The organism is Nocardioides daeguensis (genome assembly GCF_019192965.1).
GTDB classification, from domain to species: Bacteria; Actinomycetota; Actinomycetes; order Propionibacteriales; family Nocardioidaceae; genus Nocardioides; species Nocardioides daeguensis.
In genome coordinates this window covers 103,108-118,402 of the sequence record NZ_JAHTKU010000012.1, presented here as the reverse complement: position 1 = coordinate 118,402, position 15,295 = coordinate 103,108, and the positions used below count along the sequence as shown (strand labels likewise).

Annotated in this window: 12 protein-coding genes; 7 read left to right on the top strand and 5 right to left on the bottom strand. The window is 70.9% G+C overall.

Annotated elements, in window-relative coordinates:
- The first annotated feature begins 51 nt into the window (after positions 1-51).
- Together KU893_RS11410 and KU893_RS11405 are read left to right on the top strand one after the other, a co-directional pair.
- On the top strand, positions 52-1,236 hold the full coding sequence (locus tag KU893_RS11410) for a PspC domain-containing protein (protein ID WP_218234485.1): 1,185 nt from the start codon (positions 52-54) through the stop codon (positions 1,234-1,236).
- On the top strand, positions 1,233-1,541 hold the full coding sequence (locus KU893_RS11405; RefSeq protein WP_218234484.1) for a hypothetical protein: 309 nt from the start codon (positions 1,233-1,235) through the stop codon (positions 1,539-1,541). Before KU893_RS11410 ends, KU893_RS11405 begins: the two co-directional genes overlap by 4 nt.
- A 244-nt stretch (positions 1,542-1,785) precedes the next feature.
- On the opposite strand, the gene npdG is transcribed toward KU893_RS11405, so the two are convergent.
- Positions 1,786-2,490 (bottom strand): NADPH-dependent F420 reductase, encoded by a 705-nt coding sequence (gene npdG, locus KU893_RS11400; RefSeq protein ID WP_218234483.1) that lies wholly within the window; start codon positions 2,488-2,490, stop codon positions 1,786-1,788.
- A 152-nt stretch (positions 2,491-2,642) separates the two neighbouring features.
- On the opposite strand from npdG, the gene KU893_RS11395 reads away from it, so the two are divergent.
- From KU893_RS11395 to KU893_RS11380, 4 genes are all read left to right on the top strand, one after another.
- Entirely contained in the window at positions 2,643-3,680 is a 1,038-nt protein-coding gene (locus KU893_RS11395) for an LLM class F420-dependent oxidoreductase (RefSeq protein WP_218234482.1), read from the top strand.
- Positions 3,680-4,828 carry an acyl-CoA dehydrogenase family protein gene (locus KU893_RS11390; protein WP_218234481.1) on the top strand — a complete coding sequence of 383 codons (1,149 nt, stop codon included), beginning with the start codon at positions 3,680-3,682 and terminating at the stop codon, positions 4,826-4,828. Before KU893_RS11395 ends, KU893_RS11390 begins: the two co-directional genes overlap by 1 nt.
- Positions 4,829-5,027: 199 nt before the next feature.
- Positions 5,028-7,163 (top strand): MMPL family transporter, encoded by a 2,136-nt coding sequence (locus KU893_RS11385; RefSeq protein WP_218234480.1) that lies wholly within the window; start codon positions 5,028-5,030, stop codon positions 7,161-7,163.
- Between the two features lie 105 nt (positions 7,164-7,268).
- Positions 7,269-9,878, top strand: coding sequence for a bifunctional FO biosynthesis protein CofGH (locus KU893_RS11380; protein WP_218234479.1), 2,610 nt, complete (start codon positions 7,269-7,271; stop codon positions 9,876-9,878).
- Between the two features lie 8 nt (positions 9,879-9,886).
- On the opposite strand, the gene KU893_RS11375 is transcribed toward KU893_RS11380, so the two are convergent.
- Genes KU893_RS11375 through KU893_RS11365 form a run of 3 tightly spaced genes read right to left on the bottom strand, consistent with a single transcriptional unit; the run spans position 9,887 to position 13,061 of the window.
- Positions 9,887-11,134 (bottom strand): sugar ABC transporter permease, encoded by a 1,248-nt coding sequence (locus KU893_RS11375; RefSeq protein ID WP_218234478.1) that lies wholly within the window; start codon positions 11,132-11,134, stop codon positions 9,887-9,889.
- Positions 11,131-11,970, bottom strand: a complete 840-nt coding sequence (locus KU893_RS11370) for an ATP-binding cassette domain-containing protein (RefSeq protein ID WP_218234477.1) — start codon at positions 11,968-11,970, stop codon at positions 11,131-11,133. The genes KU893_RS11375 and KU893_RS11370 overlap by 4 nt, the downstream gene beginning before the upstream one ends.
- Positions 11,970-13,061, bottom strand: coding sequence for a substrate-binding domain-containing protein (locus KU893_RS11365; protein ID WP_218234476.1), 1,092 nt, complete (start codon positions 13,059-13,061; stop codon positions 11,970-11,972). The genes KU893_RS11370 and KU893_RS11365 overlap by 1 nt, the downstream gene beginning before the upstream one ends.
- A 152-nt stretch (positions 13,062-13,213) precedes the next feature.
- Between KU893_RS11365 and KU893_RS11360 the strand changes: the two genes are divergently transcribed.
- Entirely contained in the window at positions 13,214-14,380 is a 1,167-nt protein-coding gene (locus tag KU893_RS11360; protein ID WP_218234475.1) for an ROK family transcriptional regulator, read from the top strand.
- On the opposite strand, the gene KU893_RS11355 is transcribed toward KU893_RS11360, so the two are convergent.
- Positions 14,381-15,250, bottom strand: a complete 870-nt coding sequence (locus KU893_RS11355; RefSeq protein WP_218234474.1) for an alpha/beta fold hydrolase — start codon at positions 15,248-15,250, stop codon at positions 14,381-14,383.
- Between the last annotated feature and the right edge of the window lie 45 nt (positions 15,251-15,295).

Genomic DNA, 15,295 nt, shown 5'->3' with positions numbered 1-15,295 from the left:
CAGGGCTGTCCCCGATGGTCCGCGCGCGGTCGTGACAGCATGCTGGACCTCATGAACGCTCCGACCGACACCGAGCAGCGCGGCCCGACTCCGGAACCCGGCGACCACGGCCCGCGGGTGACCCGCGACGAGGTCCGCGACCTCGCTCGGCTGCGCCGCAGCCGCGACGACCGGAAGGTCGCCGGCGTCGCGGCGGGCATCGCGCGCCACCTCGACATCGACCCGCTGCTGGTGCGGATCGCGTTCGTCGTCCTCACCTTCTTCGGCGGTGGCGGCCTGATCCTGTACGCCGTCTGCTGGCTCTTCGTGCCCGAGGAGGGCACCGAGGACACGGTGATCCGCCTCGACGAGGGGATTCGGACCGCCGCCCTGATCATCGGCGGCGTGGTCGCAGTCGCCGCCGTCATCGGCGACACGGTCGGCGGCTCGGACTTCCCCTGGCCGCTGCTCGTGGTCGGGCTGGTGGTGTTCGTGGTGCTCGCCGGCAAGAACGCCGTCAAGCCGGGCGGTCCGCCGCACCCGTGGCTGCAGGGCACCCCCGCCGCCCCTCCCCCGCCGCCGGCCCCGGGCGCGCCCGGTCCCGAGGTCACCTACTCGGCCTACCGGACCCCGGCGCCGGCGTACCGCCGCCCGGTCGACCCGCGCAAGCGCGGACCGCTGCTGTTCCCGTTCACCTTCGTGCTGGTCGTCCTCGGCCTCGGCACTCTCGCGACCGTCGACCTGGCCGGCGCCCACGTCGCCGCCTCGGCCTACCCCGCCACCGTCTTGGGGATCACCGGCCTGATGCTCCTCGTCGGCGCCTTCTACGGCCGCGCCGGGGGGCTGATCCTGGTGGGCCTGCTCGCCGCGGGCGCCACCGCCGCCACGACCGTGGCCGACAGCCTCGAGGCCGGCCAGGTCAACCCGCCCCTGCGGCAGGCCGCCGAGCTCGACGCCTCCTACGACCTGGGAGTCGGCGAGATCCGGATCGACCTCACTGACATCCGCGACCTCGACAAGCTCAACCACCGGACCCTGCACCTCGAGCTCGGGGTCGGCCACATCCTGGTGATCGTGCCCGAGGACGGCCTCAACGTGGTCGCCACGGGCACCATCGACGCGGGCGAGGTCGTCATGTTCGGCAAGACCACCAGTGACGACTTCCGCGGCGACAACGGCATCGTCGCCGACGAACCGACCCTGACCATCGACGCCGATCTCCACCTCGGCCAGATCGAGTTCCGGAGCGCAGCATGAGCTACCCCGACGAGACCCCCGAGCTTCCCCGCGAGGAGCGGTCCACCGCGGGCCGCCGTACCGGCTGGCACCGGGTCAACACCGGGCACCTGGTCATGGGCGTCGCCTTCACCGGGCTGCTGATCGTGTGGGCGCTGGTCGTCAGCGACACCGTGCAGGTCGAGGAGGACGGCTGGATCATGGGGCTGCCCTGGTTGGCCGCCGGCGCGGCCGGGCTGATCGCGTCGGTGCTCCGCGGTCGTCGCCCGGACGAGACCTGGGAGCAGGCCGGCTGGGAGGGCCAGCAGGCACGGGACTGGCAATGACCTTCCCGCGCGCGCTTGTAACTAAGGGTTACAGCGCACATTTGGGTGCCCCAGCACCGAGGTAGTAGCCACAGCGCCCTGGTGGACACGTCTGGCACCCCGAGGTCGCCACGCGAGCGAGGGACTCGGCCGCGCGCACCTTGAGGCGTCCGTCGAGCCGTCTACCAGGGCGTTGTAGCTACTACCCAGGCGTTGTGGCACCGAATTTCGTGCTGTAACCCTTAGTTACAAGGCGAGACACGACTCAGTGGTCGAGTCCGGTGACCCGGATGCCCGAGTGGGTCTTGTACTTCCGGTTGATCGAGATCAGCACGGCGGTGAAGGGCTCGAGGACCCGGGCGAGGCGGAGCTTGCCGCCGTCGACGCCGGGGCGGCCGGTCACGGAGGCGGCGAGGTCGATGGCGACCTGCTTGCCCTCGAGGGTGTCGCCGACGACGATCACGTCCTCGTCGAGGAACTCCTCCTCGCCCCACAGCGCGGGGGCCGCGACGTTGTGGAAGGCGCCGACCACGACGGCGCCGGGCACGATCTCAGCAGCCGACTCGGCGGCGGAGCCCTCGCCGTTGTTGATGACCCGGCCGTGCGCGCCGCGCTTGTCGAAGGCGAGCGGGTTCACGCAGGAGATGACGGTCTTGCCGTCGAGCGCGCCGCCCTCGGCGAGGGAGGCGACCAGCTCGTCGTGGCCGTCGTAGGGCACCGCGAGGAGGACGACGTCGGCGGCGGCGATCGCGTCGGCGTTGGCCGCGCCGCGGGCCGTACCCGCACCGGCCACCGATGCCAGCCGCTCGGTCACCTCGGCGGCGACGGCCTCGGCCTTCTCGGCCGCCCGCGAGCCGAGCACGATGTCGTGGCCGTGCCGCGCGAAGCGGTAGCCCAGGCCCTTGCCCTGCGGTCCGGTGCCGCCGATGACGGCGACGGTGTAGCGGGTGGGGGTGTCGGTAGAAGTCACGGTTCCTCCTATCACGCGGGCGCCGGGCCGCGACGGCCCGTCTCACCCGCAACAGCCATGGACATTGTGACAGTATTACTGTCACAGTTGTGCTGTCGGTGGCGAATCACCGGCACTCGTCACCGTGGCCGCCAGGCCGGAAGGGACTGTTCATGAAGCTGTCGATGCCCCTCGTCTACGCGGGGAACCCGCGCGAGTCGGCCGACCAGGTCGTCGCGCTGGAGAAGGCCGGACTGGACACCATCTGGGTCGCCGAGCCGTACGGGTTCGACGCGCCCACCCTGATGGGCTACCTCGCCGCGAAGACCGAGACCGTCGAGATCGGCGCGGGCATCCTCAATGTCTACTCCCGCACCCCCGGCGCCCTGCTGCAGACCGCGGCCGGGCTCGACAACGTCTCCGGCGGCCGGGCCGTGCTCGGCCTCGGCGCCTCCGGGCCGCAGGTCATCGAGGGCTTCCACGGCCTGCCGTACGACCGCCCGCTGACCCGCACCCGCGAGGTGATCGAGGTGCTCCGCGCCGGCCTGCGCGGCGAGCGCCTCGACTTCCAGGGCAAGACCGTCCAGGTCCCCCTCCCCGAGGGCCAGGGACTCGGCCTCGGCAAGCCGTTGAAGCTGCTCAACAAGCCCGAGCGGGCCGACCTGCCGATCTGGGTCGCCGCGCTCGGTGACAAGAACGTCGCGATGGCCGCCGAGGTCGCCGACGGCTGGCTGCCCTTCCTCTACTACCCGGAGAAGGCCCAGCAGGTCTGGGGCGACCCGCTGGCCCGCGGCGCCGCGAAGCGCTCCGCCGACCTCAAGCCGCTCGAGATCTGCGCCGGCGGCATGGTCGCCATCGGCGAGGGCCCCGAGACCAAGGCGCTGCTCGACTTCATGCGCCCCCTCTACGCCCTGTACGTCGGCGGCATGGGCGCGCGCGACAAGAACTTCTACAACCAGCTGGCCTGCGAGTACGGCTTCGAGAAGGAGGCCAAGGAGATCCAGGACCTCTACCTCTCCGGCAAGAAGAAGGAGGCCGAGGCCCTCGTCCCCCTCGAGTGGCTCGAGGCCGGCAACCTGGTCGGCCCGGCGTCGTACGTCCAGGAGCGGATCGCCGCCTTCCGGGAGTCCGGCGTGACCAACCTTTCCGTCTCACCGGCGTCGGACGACCCCGCCGGCACCATCGCACAGATCAAGGAGTGGGTGAGCTGATGCCCGAGCGTCCCAGCATCTACGAGACCGAGCACGAGGACTTCCGCGCCACCGCGCGGACCTTCCTGGAGAGGGAGGTCGTCCCGCACCACGACCAGTGGGAGAAGGACGGCCTGGTCGACCGCGAGGTGTGGCGCAAGGCCGGCCGCGCCGGCCTGCTCGGCTTCGAGGTCCCCGAGGAGTACGACGGTCCCGGCATCAAGGACTTCCGCTACCACATGGTGCTGACCGAGGAGATCACCCGCGCGCACGCCAGCGGGCTCGGCTTCGCCCTGCACAACGACATCACGGTCCCCTACCTGGTCTCGCTCGCCAACGACGAGCAGAAGGCGCGCTGGCTGCCGGGGACGGTGTCCGGCGACATCGTCACCGCGATCGCGATGACCGAGCCGGGCGCGGGGTCCGACCTCCAGGGCATCCGGACCACGGCCGTCGACAAGGGCGACCACTACGTCCTCAACGGGTCGAAGACCTTCATCACCAACGGCATCCACTCCGACCTGGTGATCGTGGTGGCCCGCACCAACCCCGACGCCGGCGCCCACGGGATCAGCCTGCTGGTCGTCGAGGAGGGCATGGCCGGATTCACCCGGGGCCGCAACCTCGACAAGCTCGGCCTCAAGGCGCAGGACACCGCCGAGCTGAGCTTCGACAACGTCGAGGTGCCCAAGGCGAACCTCCTGGGCGAGGAGGGGCAGGGCTTCGTCTACCTGATGCAGAACCTTCCCCAGGAGCGGGTCTCGATCGCCACCATCGCGATCGCCGCCATCGAGCACGTCCTCGACCTGACCCTCGACTACGTCAAGAGCCGCGAGGCGTTCGGCAAGCCGATCGGCAAGTTCCAAAACACCCGGTTCGTGCTCGCGGAGATGGCGACCGAGGCCTACATCGCCCGGACCTTCGTCAACCACTGCGTCGAGCTGCTCAACGCCGGACAGGTCGACACCTCCCTGGCCTCGATGGCCAAGTGGTGGACCACCGAGCTGCAGAAGAAGATCGTCGACCAGGGCCTGCAGATGCACGGCGGCTACGGCTACATGCTCGAGTACCCCATCGCCAAGGCGTACGCCGACACCCGGATCCAGACGATCTACGGCGGCACGACCGAGATCCAGAAGGAGATCATCGGGCGCTCGCTCGGCCTGTGAGCTGACCGACCGCGGCACGAGGTCGCGATGCGCGTATCGAGACCGCACCGAACGGCGGCCCCGGATGTCGAGATCCGGGGCCGCCGTTCGACGTCGGTGAGGAAGAAGTTCCGCTCGGCGATGAGTCCAGGGTGATCCCAGGGTCATCACGGAGAAATCCCCGATGCCATTGTCGGTCCTCACTGGAAGAGTTCGTCCTATGCACCGTCAGATCGCCGGCAAGCTGACCGGCCCCGTCACCAAGTGGATCGTCCTCGTCGCGGTCATTGTGATCGCCGGCGGCCTGGCGTCGTTCGCCGGGAAGCTGATCGACGTCCAGAACAACGAGACAGAGTCCTGGCTGCCCGAGAGCGCCGAGTCGACCAAGGCGTTCGAGAAGCTCGACGCCTTCCAGGACCCCTATGACGTCGGCACGACCGTCGTCTACTACCGCGCGTCGGGCCTGACCCCGGCCGACCTCGCCGACATCGAGAAGCAGGCCGGCGAGATCGGCCAGCTCGACGGCATCAGCAACGTCCTCACCCCCGAGGGCGCGAAGGCTGCCGGCGTCCCCGCGCCGTTCGTGTCCGAGGACGGCAAGGTCGCCAAGCTCGAGTTCACCGTCAACTACGGCGACAAGCTCTGGGAGGAGCTGCCCGACCTCAAGCCGGAGATCGACAAGATCATCGCGATCGACGGCGTGAAGTCCTACCTCGCCGGCGCCGGCGGCCAGAGCGCCGACGCCGCGACGATCTTCTCCTCCGGCGACAGCAACCTGCTGCTGATCACGCTCGGCGTCGTCGTCCTCATCCTGCTGGTCACCTACCGCAGCCCGATCCTGTGGCTGCTGCCCATCCTGACCGCGGTGGTCGGACTCGGCGCCGCGATGGGCGTGCTCTACCTGCTCGCCAAGAACACCAGCCTCACCGTCAACGGGCAGACCCAGTTCATCCTCACCGTGCTCGTCATCGGCGCCGGCACCGACTACGCGCTGCTGCTGGTGGCCCGCTACCGCGAGGAGCTGAGGCGCCACGAGGACCGTCACGAGGCGATGGCCTTCGCCCTCCACCGTGCCGCTCCGGCCATCTTGGCCAGCTCCGCGACCGTGGTCGTCGGCCTGCTCTGCCTGATGTTCGCCGACCTCAACTCGACCGCTGGCATGGGGCCGGCCAACGCCATCGGCATCGCCGTCACCTTCGTCGTGATGGTCACCCTGCTGCCGGCGCTGCTGGTGATCTGCGGTCGCTGGGTGTTCTGGCCCTTCGTGCCGCACTTCGGCACCTCCGAGCCGACCGCCTCCGGGCTGTGGGCGAAGGTCGGCCGCGGCATCGCCCCGCGGCCGCGCGTGGTCTGGGTCGGCACCGCCCTCGCCCTTGCCTTCCTGTGCCTGGGCTTCCTCCGCCTCGACACGAGCGGCATCCCGAGCGACGAGCAGTACACCCAGGACCAGGACTCGGTGATCGGCCAGACGATCCTGGTCGAGCACGGCCTCGTCGACGCGAGCACACCGATCCAGGTCGTGGCGAACGCCGACCACGCGGACGACGTGGTCGCCGCGATGTCCGGGGTCGACGGCATCTCCGCGCCGGTCCAGGTCGCGAGCAAGGACGGCACGGCGCTGATCGTCGCCGACCTGACGAGCGATCCCTACTCCGACAAGGCGACCGCAGCCGTGGAGGACGTGCGCGCCGCGGTCCACGACGTGCCCGGGGCCGACGCCCTGACGACCGGCATGACGGCCGTCTCGATCGACATCATGGATGCGTCGGCACGGGACAACAAGGTGATCATCCCGATCGTGCTGGGCGCCGTGCTGCTCATCCTGGCCGGGCTGCTGCGATCCATCCTGTCGCCCGTCCTGCTCATCGGCACGGTGATCTTGTCCTTCGGCGCCGCGCTCGGCATCTCCGGCCTGGTCTTCGACCTGCTCTACGGCCGCGAGCACACCGATCCGGGCTTCCCGTTGTTCGCGTTCGTCTTCCTGGTGGCCCTCGGCATCGACTACAACATCTTCTTGATGACCCGGGTCCGCGAGGAGGCGGCGGTCCACGGCACCCGGCGCGGCTCCCTGATCGCGCTGTCGTCGACCGGCGGCGTAATCACCTCGGCCGGCCTGGTGCTGGCAGCCACGTTCGCGATGCTCGGGACGATGCCGATGACCTTCACCCTCCAGCTCGGCACGACCGTCGCGCTGGGCGTGCTGCTCGACACGATGATCGTCCGGTCGGTCCTGGTGACCGCGCTGAACCTCGACCTGGGCGGGAAGATCTGGTGGCCGAGCAAGCTCGACCGGGGGGACGCGACGGTCACCGGACCGCCGGCCGCCGAGGAGCAGAAGGTGCCGGCGCTCGACTGATCGCCCGCCGATCGACCAGCGATCGTTCGGGTCCTCACGGGTGGACGTCCGGCCAGTGAGTAGAACCTGTTCTACCCGGGGCGTCCACCCGTTAGGCTCGTCGCGATGTCCGAGGTGCCCACCCCCCAACAGATCCGTCGGGCGCTGGCCCGCGCCGAGCGCGGCGCCGCGCTCGACCTCGCGGAGACCACCGCTCTCCTCGCCGCGACCGGCGAGGAGCTCGACCGGCTGACCGCGGCGGCGGCGAAGGTCCGCGACGCGGGCCTGGTCGCCGCGGGGCGCGACGGTGTCGTCACCTACTCCCCCAAGGTGTTCATCCCGATCACCCGGCTGTGCCGCGACCGCTGCCACTACTGCACCTTCGTGGAGACGCCTTCAAGTGGACGCAGGCAGGCCGCACGCGACGGCGGTGCTGATTGGTCGCCGTACCTGTCCCCCGACGAGATCCTCGACATCGCCCGCCGGGGCGCCGAGCTCGGCTGCCTGGAGGCGCTGTTCACCCTCGGCGACCGGCCCGAGGACCGGTGGCCCGAGGCGCAGGCCTGGCTCGACGAGCAGGGTTACGACTCGACGCTGGCCTACATCCGGGCGATGGCGATCCGGGTGCTCGAGGAGACCGGCCTGCTCCCGCACCTCAACCCCGGCGTGATGTCGTGGGAGGAGCTCAACCGGCTCAAGCCGGTCTCCCCGTCGATGGGGATGATGCTGGAGACCACCTCGCGGCGACTGTTCGAGACCAAGGGCGAGGCGCACTACGGCTCCCCCGACAAGGACCCCGAGGTCCGCCTCCGGGTGCTCGAGGACGCCGGCCGCCACGGCATCCCGTTCACCACCGGGCTGCTGGTCGGGATTGGCGAGACATTGACCGAGCGCGCGGAGACGATCTTCGCGCTCCGGGCGACCTCGCGGGCCTACGGCGCCGTGCAGGAGGTCATCGTCCAGAACTTCCGGGCCAAGCCCGACACCGCGATGCGCCACGTCGACGACCTCGCCCTCGCGGAGTACCGAGCAGCGATCGCGGTCACCCGCCTCGTCCTCGGCCCGAAGGCCCGGATCCAGGCGCCGCCCAACCTGGTCGACCTCGAAGAGTGCCGTGCGCTGCTCGACGCCGGCGTCGACGACTGGGGCGGCGTCTCGCCGCTGACCCCCGACCACGTCAACCCGGAGCGGCCGTGGCCCTCGCTGGACCGGCTGCGCTCGATCACCGCGACCTGCGGCTTCGAGATGCGCTCCCGGCTGACGGTGCACCCGGAGTACGTCGTCGGGTCGCTGCAGCGCGGCGAGGCCTGGATCGACCCGCGGCTGCACGCCCACGTCGCCGCGCTCGCCGGCCCCGACGGTCTCGCGGTCCCCGAGGTCCGGCCCACCGGCCTGCCCTGGCAGGAGCCCGACGGCGGCTTCGCGGCTGATCATGGCCGCGGTCGGACCGACCTGCACGCCGCCATCGACCATGACGGACCGACCGGGGGCCGCACCGACGACCGTCGCTCCGACTTCGGGTCGGTGTACGGCGACTGGGCGGCCGTCGGCGAGGCGGCAGCCCGGACCGGGCTGATCGATGGTGCTCCCGCCGTCCTCCACGCCGAGGGCGGCGACGCCCTGCGCGCGGCCGAGGCCGCCGCGGAGTCGGGCCTGGTCGACCTCTCCGACGAGCACGCCCTGACCCTGATGACCGCCTCAGGCGACCTGCTGCGAGCCGTGGTCCGGCTGGCCGACGACCTGCGCAAGGAGGCGGTCGGCGACGAGGTCACCTACGTCGTCAACCGGAACATCAACTTCACCAATGTCTGCTACGTCGGGTGCCGGTTCTGCGCCTTCGCGCAGCGCCGCACCGACGCCGACGCCTACTCCCTGTCGTACGCCGAGGTCGCCGACCGCGCCCAGGAGGCCTGGGACCTGGGCGCGACCGAGGTCTGCATGCAGGGCGGCATCGACCCCGAGCTGCCCGCGTCGGCCTACTTCGACATCGCGGCGGCGGTCAAGCAGCGGGTCCCGGACATGCACGTCCACGCGTTCTCCCCCATGGAGGTCGTCAACGGCACCGCCCGCACCGGGCTGTCGATCGAAGACTTCTTGATCAAGGCCCGCGAGTCCGGCCTCGGGTCGCTGCCCGGCACCGCCGCGGAGATCCTCGACGACGAGGTCCGCTGGGTGCTCACCAAGGGCAAGCTCCCCACCCGCACCTGGATCGAGATCGTCTCCACCGCGCACCGGATCGGGCTCCCGACGACCAGCACGATGATGTACGGCCACGTCGACAACCCGCGGCACTGGGTCGGCCACCTGGGCGTGCTCAAGCAGGTCCAGGACACCGCGGCCGAGAACGGCAGCGCTGGGTTCACCGAGTTCGTGCCGCTGCCGTTCGTCCACACCTCGGCGCCGATCTACCTGGCGGGCGTCGCCCGCCCCGGGCCCACGCTGCGCGACAACCTCGCCGTGCACGCGATGGCCCGGATCCTGCTCCATGGCCGGATCTCCAACATCCAGACCTCGTGGGTCAAGCTCGGCATCGACGGCACCCGGGCCATGCTCAACGCCGGCGCCAACGACCTCGGCGGCACCTTGATGGAGGAGACCATCTCCCGGATGGCCGGCTCCGAGCACGGCTCCGCCAAGACCGTCGAGGAGCTCACCGAGATCGGCGCCGGCATCGACCGGCCGGTGCGCGAGCGCACCACGCTCTACGGTGAGCCCCCCGTGCGGACCGGCCGCTAGGGCGTGTCCTAGCCTCTGCCGCTGCTGGACCGGGCGCGGCGGGCGACGGAGTCGATCGCGACCGCGAGCAGCAGCACCGCTCCGGTGACGATCAGCCGCACGTCGGAGTCGACGTTCATCAGGTTCAGGCCGGTCCGGATCGCCTGGAGCACGAGGATGCCGAGCAGGGCGGAGTAGGCCGAGCCCCGGCCCCCGAAGAGGCTGGTGCCGCCGATGACGGCCGCGGCGATGGCGGTGAGGTTCGTGTCCGTCGTACCGCTCGACTGGGAGACCGTGGTGAGCTGCCCGGCGACGAGCACGCCGCCGAGCGCGGCGAAGGTCGAGCAGAGCACGAACACCGAGCCGTAGACCAGGCCCACGCGGATGCCGGCCCGGCGGGCCGCCTCCTCGTTGCCGCCGACGGCGTAGACGTAGCGCCCCCAGCGGGTGCGGCGCAGCAGCAGGTCCATGAGCACGACCAGGCCCGCGAAGAGCACCGGCAGGTAGCCCCAGCCCCGGTCGATGCCGAGGTAGTAGGTCAACCAGCCGAGGCCGATCGCCAGAGCGGCGCCCTTGACGATCACCCCGAGCAGGTTGGGCGGGGTGAGCCCTGCAGCGCGCTTCTGGCGGATGGTCCACAGCCGCGAGCCGACGTAGACGGCCACGACGACCGCGACGAGGGCGTAGCCCTGCCCGTCGGAGAGGAACTTCTGCCGGGTGAACTCGGGCAGGCCGGAGTCGCGGGGCAGGTTGATCGTGCCCTGGTCGCCGAGCACCCAGTAGAGGGCACCCTCGAAGGCGAGCAGCCCGGCCAGGGTGAACACGAAGCTGGGGACCCCGACCCAGACGAACAGGACGGCGTAGCCGGCGCCGATCAGCGCGCCGAGCGCGATCGCAGCAAGCACCGACAGCGCCAGGGGCTGGCCGTGGCTGACGAACATGACGGCTGTGGTCGCGGAGGTGAAGCCGGAGACGGTACCGACGCTGAGGTCGATCTCGCCGAGCAGCAGCACGAGCACGATGCCGAGCGCGATCACGCCCAGCGGGGCGGCGTACAGCGTCATCGTGACCAGGCTGCGCGAGGACAGGAAGGTGGGTTCTTGGCTGTAGAAGAAGGCACAGATCGCGACCAGGCCGAAGATGACCGGCAGCATGCCGAGGTCCCCGCCGCGCAGCCGGCCGGCCAGCTGGCGCAGGTAGTCGCCCGGCGAGACGACCCGGACGAGTCGCTCGTCGGCGGCGTCGACGGCGGGCTGGTTGGTGAGCTGGTCGGTCACTGCTCCCCCTCGGAGTGGCCAGGGTGCCCGGCGGGGCCGGCCCGGCGGGCGGCACGCTGGGCGACGACGTTGTCGGACGCGCCGGTGATGGCAGCGACCAGCTGGTCGGTGGTCGCCTCCTCGGTGGTGAACTCCGCGGCGTTGCGTCCCAGCCGCAGCACGACGATCCGGTCGGACACCGCCTGCACGTCGGCCATGTTGTGGCTGATCAGGATCACGGCGAGGCCCTGCTCGCGCAGCCGCTCGACCAGGTTGAGGACCTCGGCGGTCTGCGCGACGCCGAGGGCGGCGGTCGGCTCGTCGAGCATGACCACCTTCGGGTTGCCGACCAGGGACCGCGCGATCGCGACGGTCTGGCGCTGGCCGCCCGAGAGGCCGGCGACCGGGATCCGCACGGACGGGATCTTGGCGGAGAGGCTGCGCAGCAGCCGCCAGGCCTCCCGCTCCATGGTGACCTCGTTCATCAGCGGACCGAGGCTGTGCTCCTTGCCGAGGAACAGGTTGGCGACCACGTCGAGGTTGTCGCACAGCGCGAGGTCCTGGAAGACGGTGGCGATGCCGAGGTGCTGGGCGCCCGCGGGGCCGGCGACCGTGACCGGCGAGCCGGCGAACTCGATGACGCCCGCGTCGGGCTGGTACACGCCGGCGATGGTCTTGACCAGCGTCGACTTCCCGGCGCCGTTGTCACCCACCAGGGCGACCACCTCGCCCGCACGGACGGTGAGGTCCACGTCGGTGAGCGCCTGCACGGCGCCGAACCGCTTGTTGATCCCGGTCAGGGACAGGACGACCTCGCCCGTGTCCCTGACCGCGACCTCGTTGTAGGTGACGGACATCAGGAGACGCCGGCCTCCGTGCAGACCTGCGCGTACTCGCCGGTGCAGATGTCGGCGGCCTCGTAGAAGCCGTCGGCGATCACGGTGTCGGCGACGTTGTCGTGGGTGACCACGATCGGCGTGAAGATGTACGACGCCACGTCCTTGTACTGCGACTGCGTGATGCCGGTCTCGGTGGTGCCGGGCACGTCGTCCCCGTGCGCGAGCAGGACGGCCACCTCGGCGGCGGTCTCGGCCTCGATCGGGATCGGCTTGTAGATCGTCATGGTCTGCTCACCCGCGAGGATCCGCTGGATGGCGGCGACCTCGGCGTCCTGGCCGGTGATCGGCGGCAGCTTGTCGGCGGAGAGGTGGTCGGTCAGCGCGGCGACCACGCCACCGGCCTGACCGTCGTTGGCGGCGTACACGCCGGCGATCTTCGCCGGGTCGTACTTGTTGAGCTGGTCGGTCGTCCACTGCTGGGCGTTCTCCGGGCTCCAGTCGGGGTTGTCGTACTCCTCGAGGATCTTCACGCCGCTGCCGTCGAGAACGCTGTGCGCCCCCGCCTTGAACTGGGCGGCGTTCGGGTCGCTCGGGGCGCCGTTGAGCATGAGGATGTCGCCCTTGTCGCCCATCGCGTCGACGAGCGCCTGCGCCTGCATCCTGCCGACGGTCTCGTTGTCGAAGGACATGTAGTAGTCGGCGTTCTCGATGAAGCGGTCGTAGGCGATGACCTTGACGTCCTGGCCCTGGGCCTCGTCGACCATGCCGGTGGCACCCTCACCGTTGACCGGGTCGAGCACCACGACGTCGGCGCCCTGGTCGAGCGCGGTCGTCATCTGCTGGGCCTGCTTGGCCTCGTCCTGGTCAGCGTTGTAGTAGAGGACCTTGCAGTCGCTGCACAGCTCCTTGACCTTGGCCTCGAACAGCGGGCGGTCGTGGGCCTCGTAGCGGGTGGTCTTCGACTCCGGCAGGAGCAGCGCGATGGTGCCTGCGCTGCCACCGTCGCCGCCGCCCTTCTCGGCGTCGTTGGCACCGCACGCGCTGAGCGTGACGGCGCCGAGGAACAGGGCCGCTCCGGCGGCGGCGACTCGACGAGCTGAAGTGGACATGACTCTCCTCGATCGGACGTTCTCGGTGATTCGAGTGTTGTGGCTCACACCGTAGACGTCAAGACTTGAACACAAACTTCGTGATTCCCAGAGTCGACGCCCTGTTATGAACATTTCTTGACCATTGAGTCGGGGGCGTGCACAGTGTCGCCATGACGTCGGAGCGCAGCGATCACGCCCCCGGGTCGACCGCCTCCCTGCGGACGGCGAACCAGCGGCGCGTGCTCGACGTCCTGCGCACCGCCACCGGCGGCGAGGCCGCCACCGTGTTCACCCAGGCCGAGCTGGCCCGCGCGACCGGCCTGGCCCGCGCGACGGTCTCCAACATCGTGCGGGACCTGGGGCGGGCCGGTCTGGTCGACACCGAGGCCGGCAGCGGGCGCCGCGGCTCCGCCGTACGCCTTTCGGAGGGGGCGGGCATCGTCGCCGGCGTCGACTTCGGCCACAGCCACCTCGCGGTCGCGATCGGCGACCTCACCGGGCGGGTGCTCGCCGAGGAGCGGCGCGCGATCCCCCCGGACTTCCCGCACGAGGAGGCGCTCGCCCTCGCCGTCGCCATGACCGACCAGCTCCGGCCCGCGGGCGCCACCTTGCGCCACGTGGGTCTCGGCCTTCCGGCACCGGTCACCGACGGCGTCGTGCAGAGCGCCGCGATCTTCCCCGGCTGGCGCAGTGTCGACGCCCGCCGCGTGGGCTCGGCGGCGTTCGGGTCCCCGGTCGACGTCGAGAACGACGCCAACCTCGGCGCACTCGCCGAACACCGCATCGGTGTCGGCCGGGGCGCCGACAGCTCGGTGTTCGTGAAGATCTCCTCGGGTGTCGGCGCCGGCATCATCTTGCGCAACGAGCTGTTCCAGGGCACCGCCGGGAGCGCGGGCGAGATCGGGCACCTGACCTTCGACGAGCAGGGGCCGATGTGCCGGTGCGGCAGCCGTGGCTGCCTGGAGACCTACACGTCCGTGCAGGCCGTCCAGGGCCTGCTCGCCGGCCAGCTCCCCGGCGCCGACCTCGACGAGATCATCGCGACCGCCCAGACCGGCGACGTCTCCGCCCGCCGCGCCCTGGAGGACGCCGGCCTCCACCTCGGCTGGGGCCTGGCCGCGGTGGTCAACTTGATGAACCCCTCGGTCGTCGTCATCGGGGGCGACATGGCCCGGGCCGGCGAGCTGTTGCTCGAGTCGGTCCGGATCGGCCTGCGCCGCCACGCGCTCGACACGCTCGCGCTGACCCCGGTCGTGGCCAGCCGGCTCGGCGAGCGGGCCTCGCTGCTCGGCGCCGTGCTGCTCGCCGCCGAGCGGACCGAGCTGCTCATCGACTGACTACGAGCCGGTCGCGAGGAAGTCCAGGAGCGCGTCGGCGACCGCGCCGGGCGCCTCCTCCGCCTGGTGGTGTCCGGACGGGATCAGGCGGTGGCGCAACGGCCGGGCGAGCCAGGGCCGCCAGATGCGTGCCGGGTCGCCCTGGATGTCGAGGTCGTCGTGCTCGGACTCGAGCAGGAGCGTCGGAGCGGCGACGCGTCGCCCCGCCGCGCGATCGGCCTCGTCGTGCGCGCGGTCGATCCCCAGGCCGGCGCGGTAGTCCTCGCACATGCCGTGAACGACCGCGGGGTCGCGGAGCGCGGCCCAGAGGTCGGCGTGGTTGGCCACGCCCATCGCCTCGGGGGTCGCAGTGCGGTACCACGCCTGCGGATCTGCGTTGATGACCCGTTCCGCGGGCTTGTCGACCTGACCGAGGAACCACCAGTGCCACCAGGCCTGCGCGAACCGCGCGTCGGTGCGTTCGAGGTGCTCGACGACCGGCAGGCCATCCATGACCACGAGGTGCGTGATCCGGTCCGGGCGGTCCTGCGCCGCCCGGAACGCCACGAGCGCCCCGCGGTCGTGCCCGACGATCGCGAAGCGGTCGTGGCCGAGCATGCTCATCAGTGCAGCGATGTCACCGGCCATGGCCCGCTTGCTGGACTGGGCGTGGTCGGGCCGGTCCGGCGGCACGGAGGAGCCACCGTAGCCGCGCAGGTCGGGGCACACGACCGTGTGCCGCCGCGCCACGCGTTCGGCGACCGCGTGCCAGGTCGTGTGGGTGCGGGGATGACCGTGCACCAGCACCACCGGACTCCCCGACCCACCACGCCGGTAGCGGATCCTGACCTCGCCGAGGCCGGCGTGCTCGAGGGCGAAGTGGTCGAACATCGTTCGAGCCTACGTCGACGCGAGTGCCCGCTTCTCGCCCGCGTA

Bases quoted from the DNA above. Each gene is read 5' to 3' on its own strand.
- KU893_RS11390 (WP_218234481.1), top strand. From the start codon at position 3,680: ATGCCCGAGCGTCCCAGCATCTACGAGACCGAGCACGAGGACTTCCGC.
- KU893_RS11380 (WP_218234479.1), top strand. From the start codon at position 7,269: ATGTCCGAGGTGCCCACCCCCCAACAGATCCGTCGGGCGCTGGCCCGC.
- KU893_RS11355 (WP_218234474.1), bottom strand. From the start codon at position 15,250: ATGTTCGACCACTTCGCCCTCGAGCACGCCGGCCTCGGCGAGGTCAGG.
- KU893_RS11385 (WP_218234480.1), top strand. From the start codon at position 5,028: ATGCACCGTCAGATCGCCGGCAAGCTGACCGGCCCCGTCACCAAGTGG.
- KU893_RS11410 (WP_218234485.1), top strand. From the start codon at position 52: ATGAACGCTCCGACCGACACCGAGCAGCGCGGCCCGACTCCGGAACCC.
- KU893_RS11395 (WP_218234482.1), top strand. From the start codon at position 2,643: ATGAAGCTGTCGATGCCCCTCGTCTACGCGGGGAACCCGCGCGAGTCG.
- KU893_RS11360 (WP_218234475.1), top strand. From the start codon at position 13,214: ATGACGTCGGAGCGCAGCGATCACGCCCCCGGGTCGACCGCCTCCCTG.
- KU893_RS11365 (WP_218234476.1), bottom strand. From the start codon at position 13,061: ATGTCCACTTCAGCTCGTCGAGTCGCCGCCGCCGGAGCGGCCCTGTTC.
- KU893_RS11370 (WP_218234477.1), bottom strand. From the start codon at position 11,970: ATGTCCGTCACCTACAACGAGGTCGCGGTCAGGGACACGGGCGAGGTC.
- KU893_RS11405 (WP_218234484.1), top strand. From the start codon at position 1,233: ATGAGCTACCCCGACGAGACCCCCGAGCTTCCCCGCGAGGAGCGGTCC.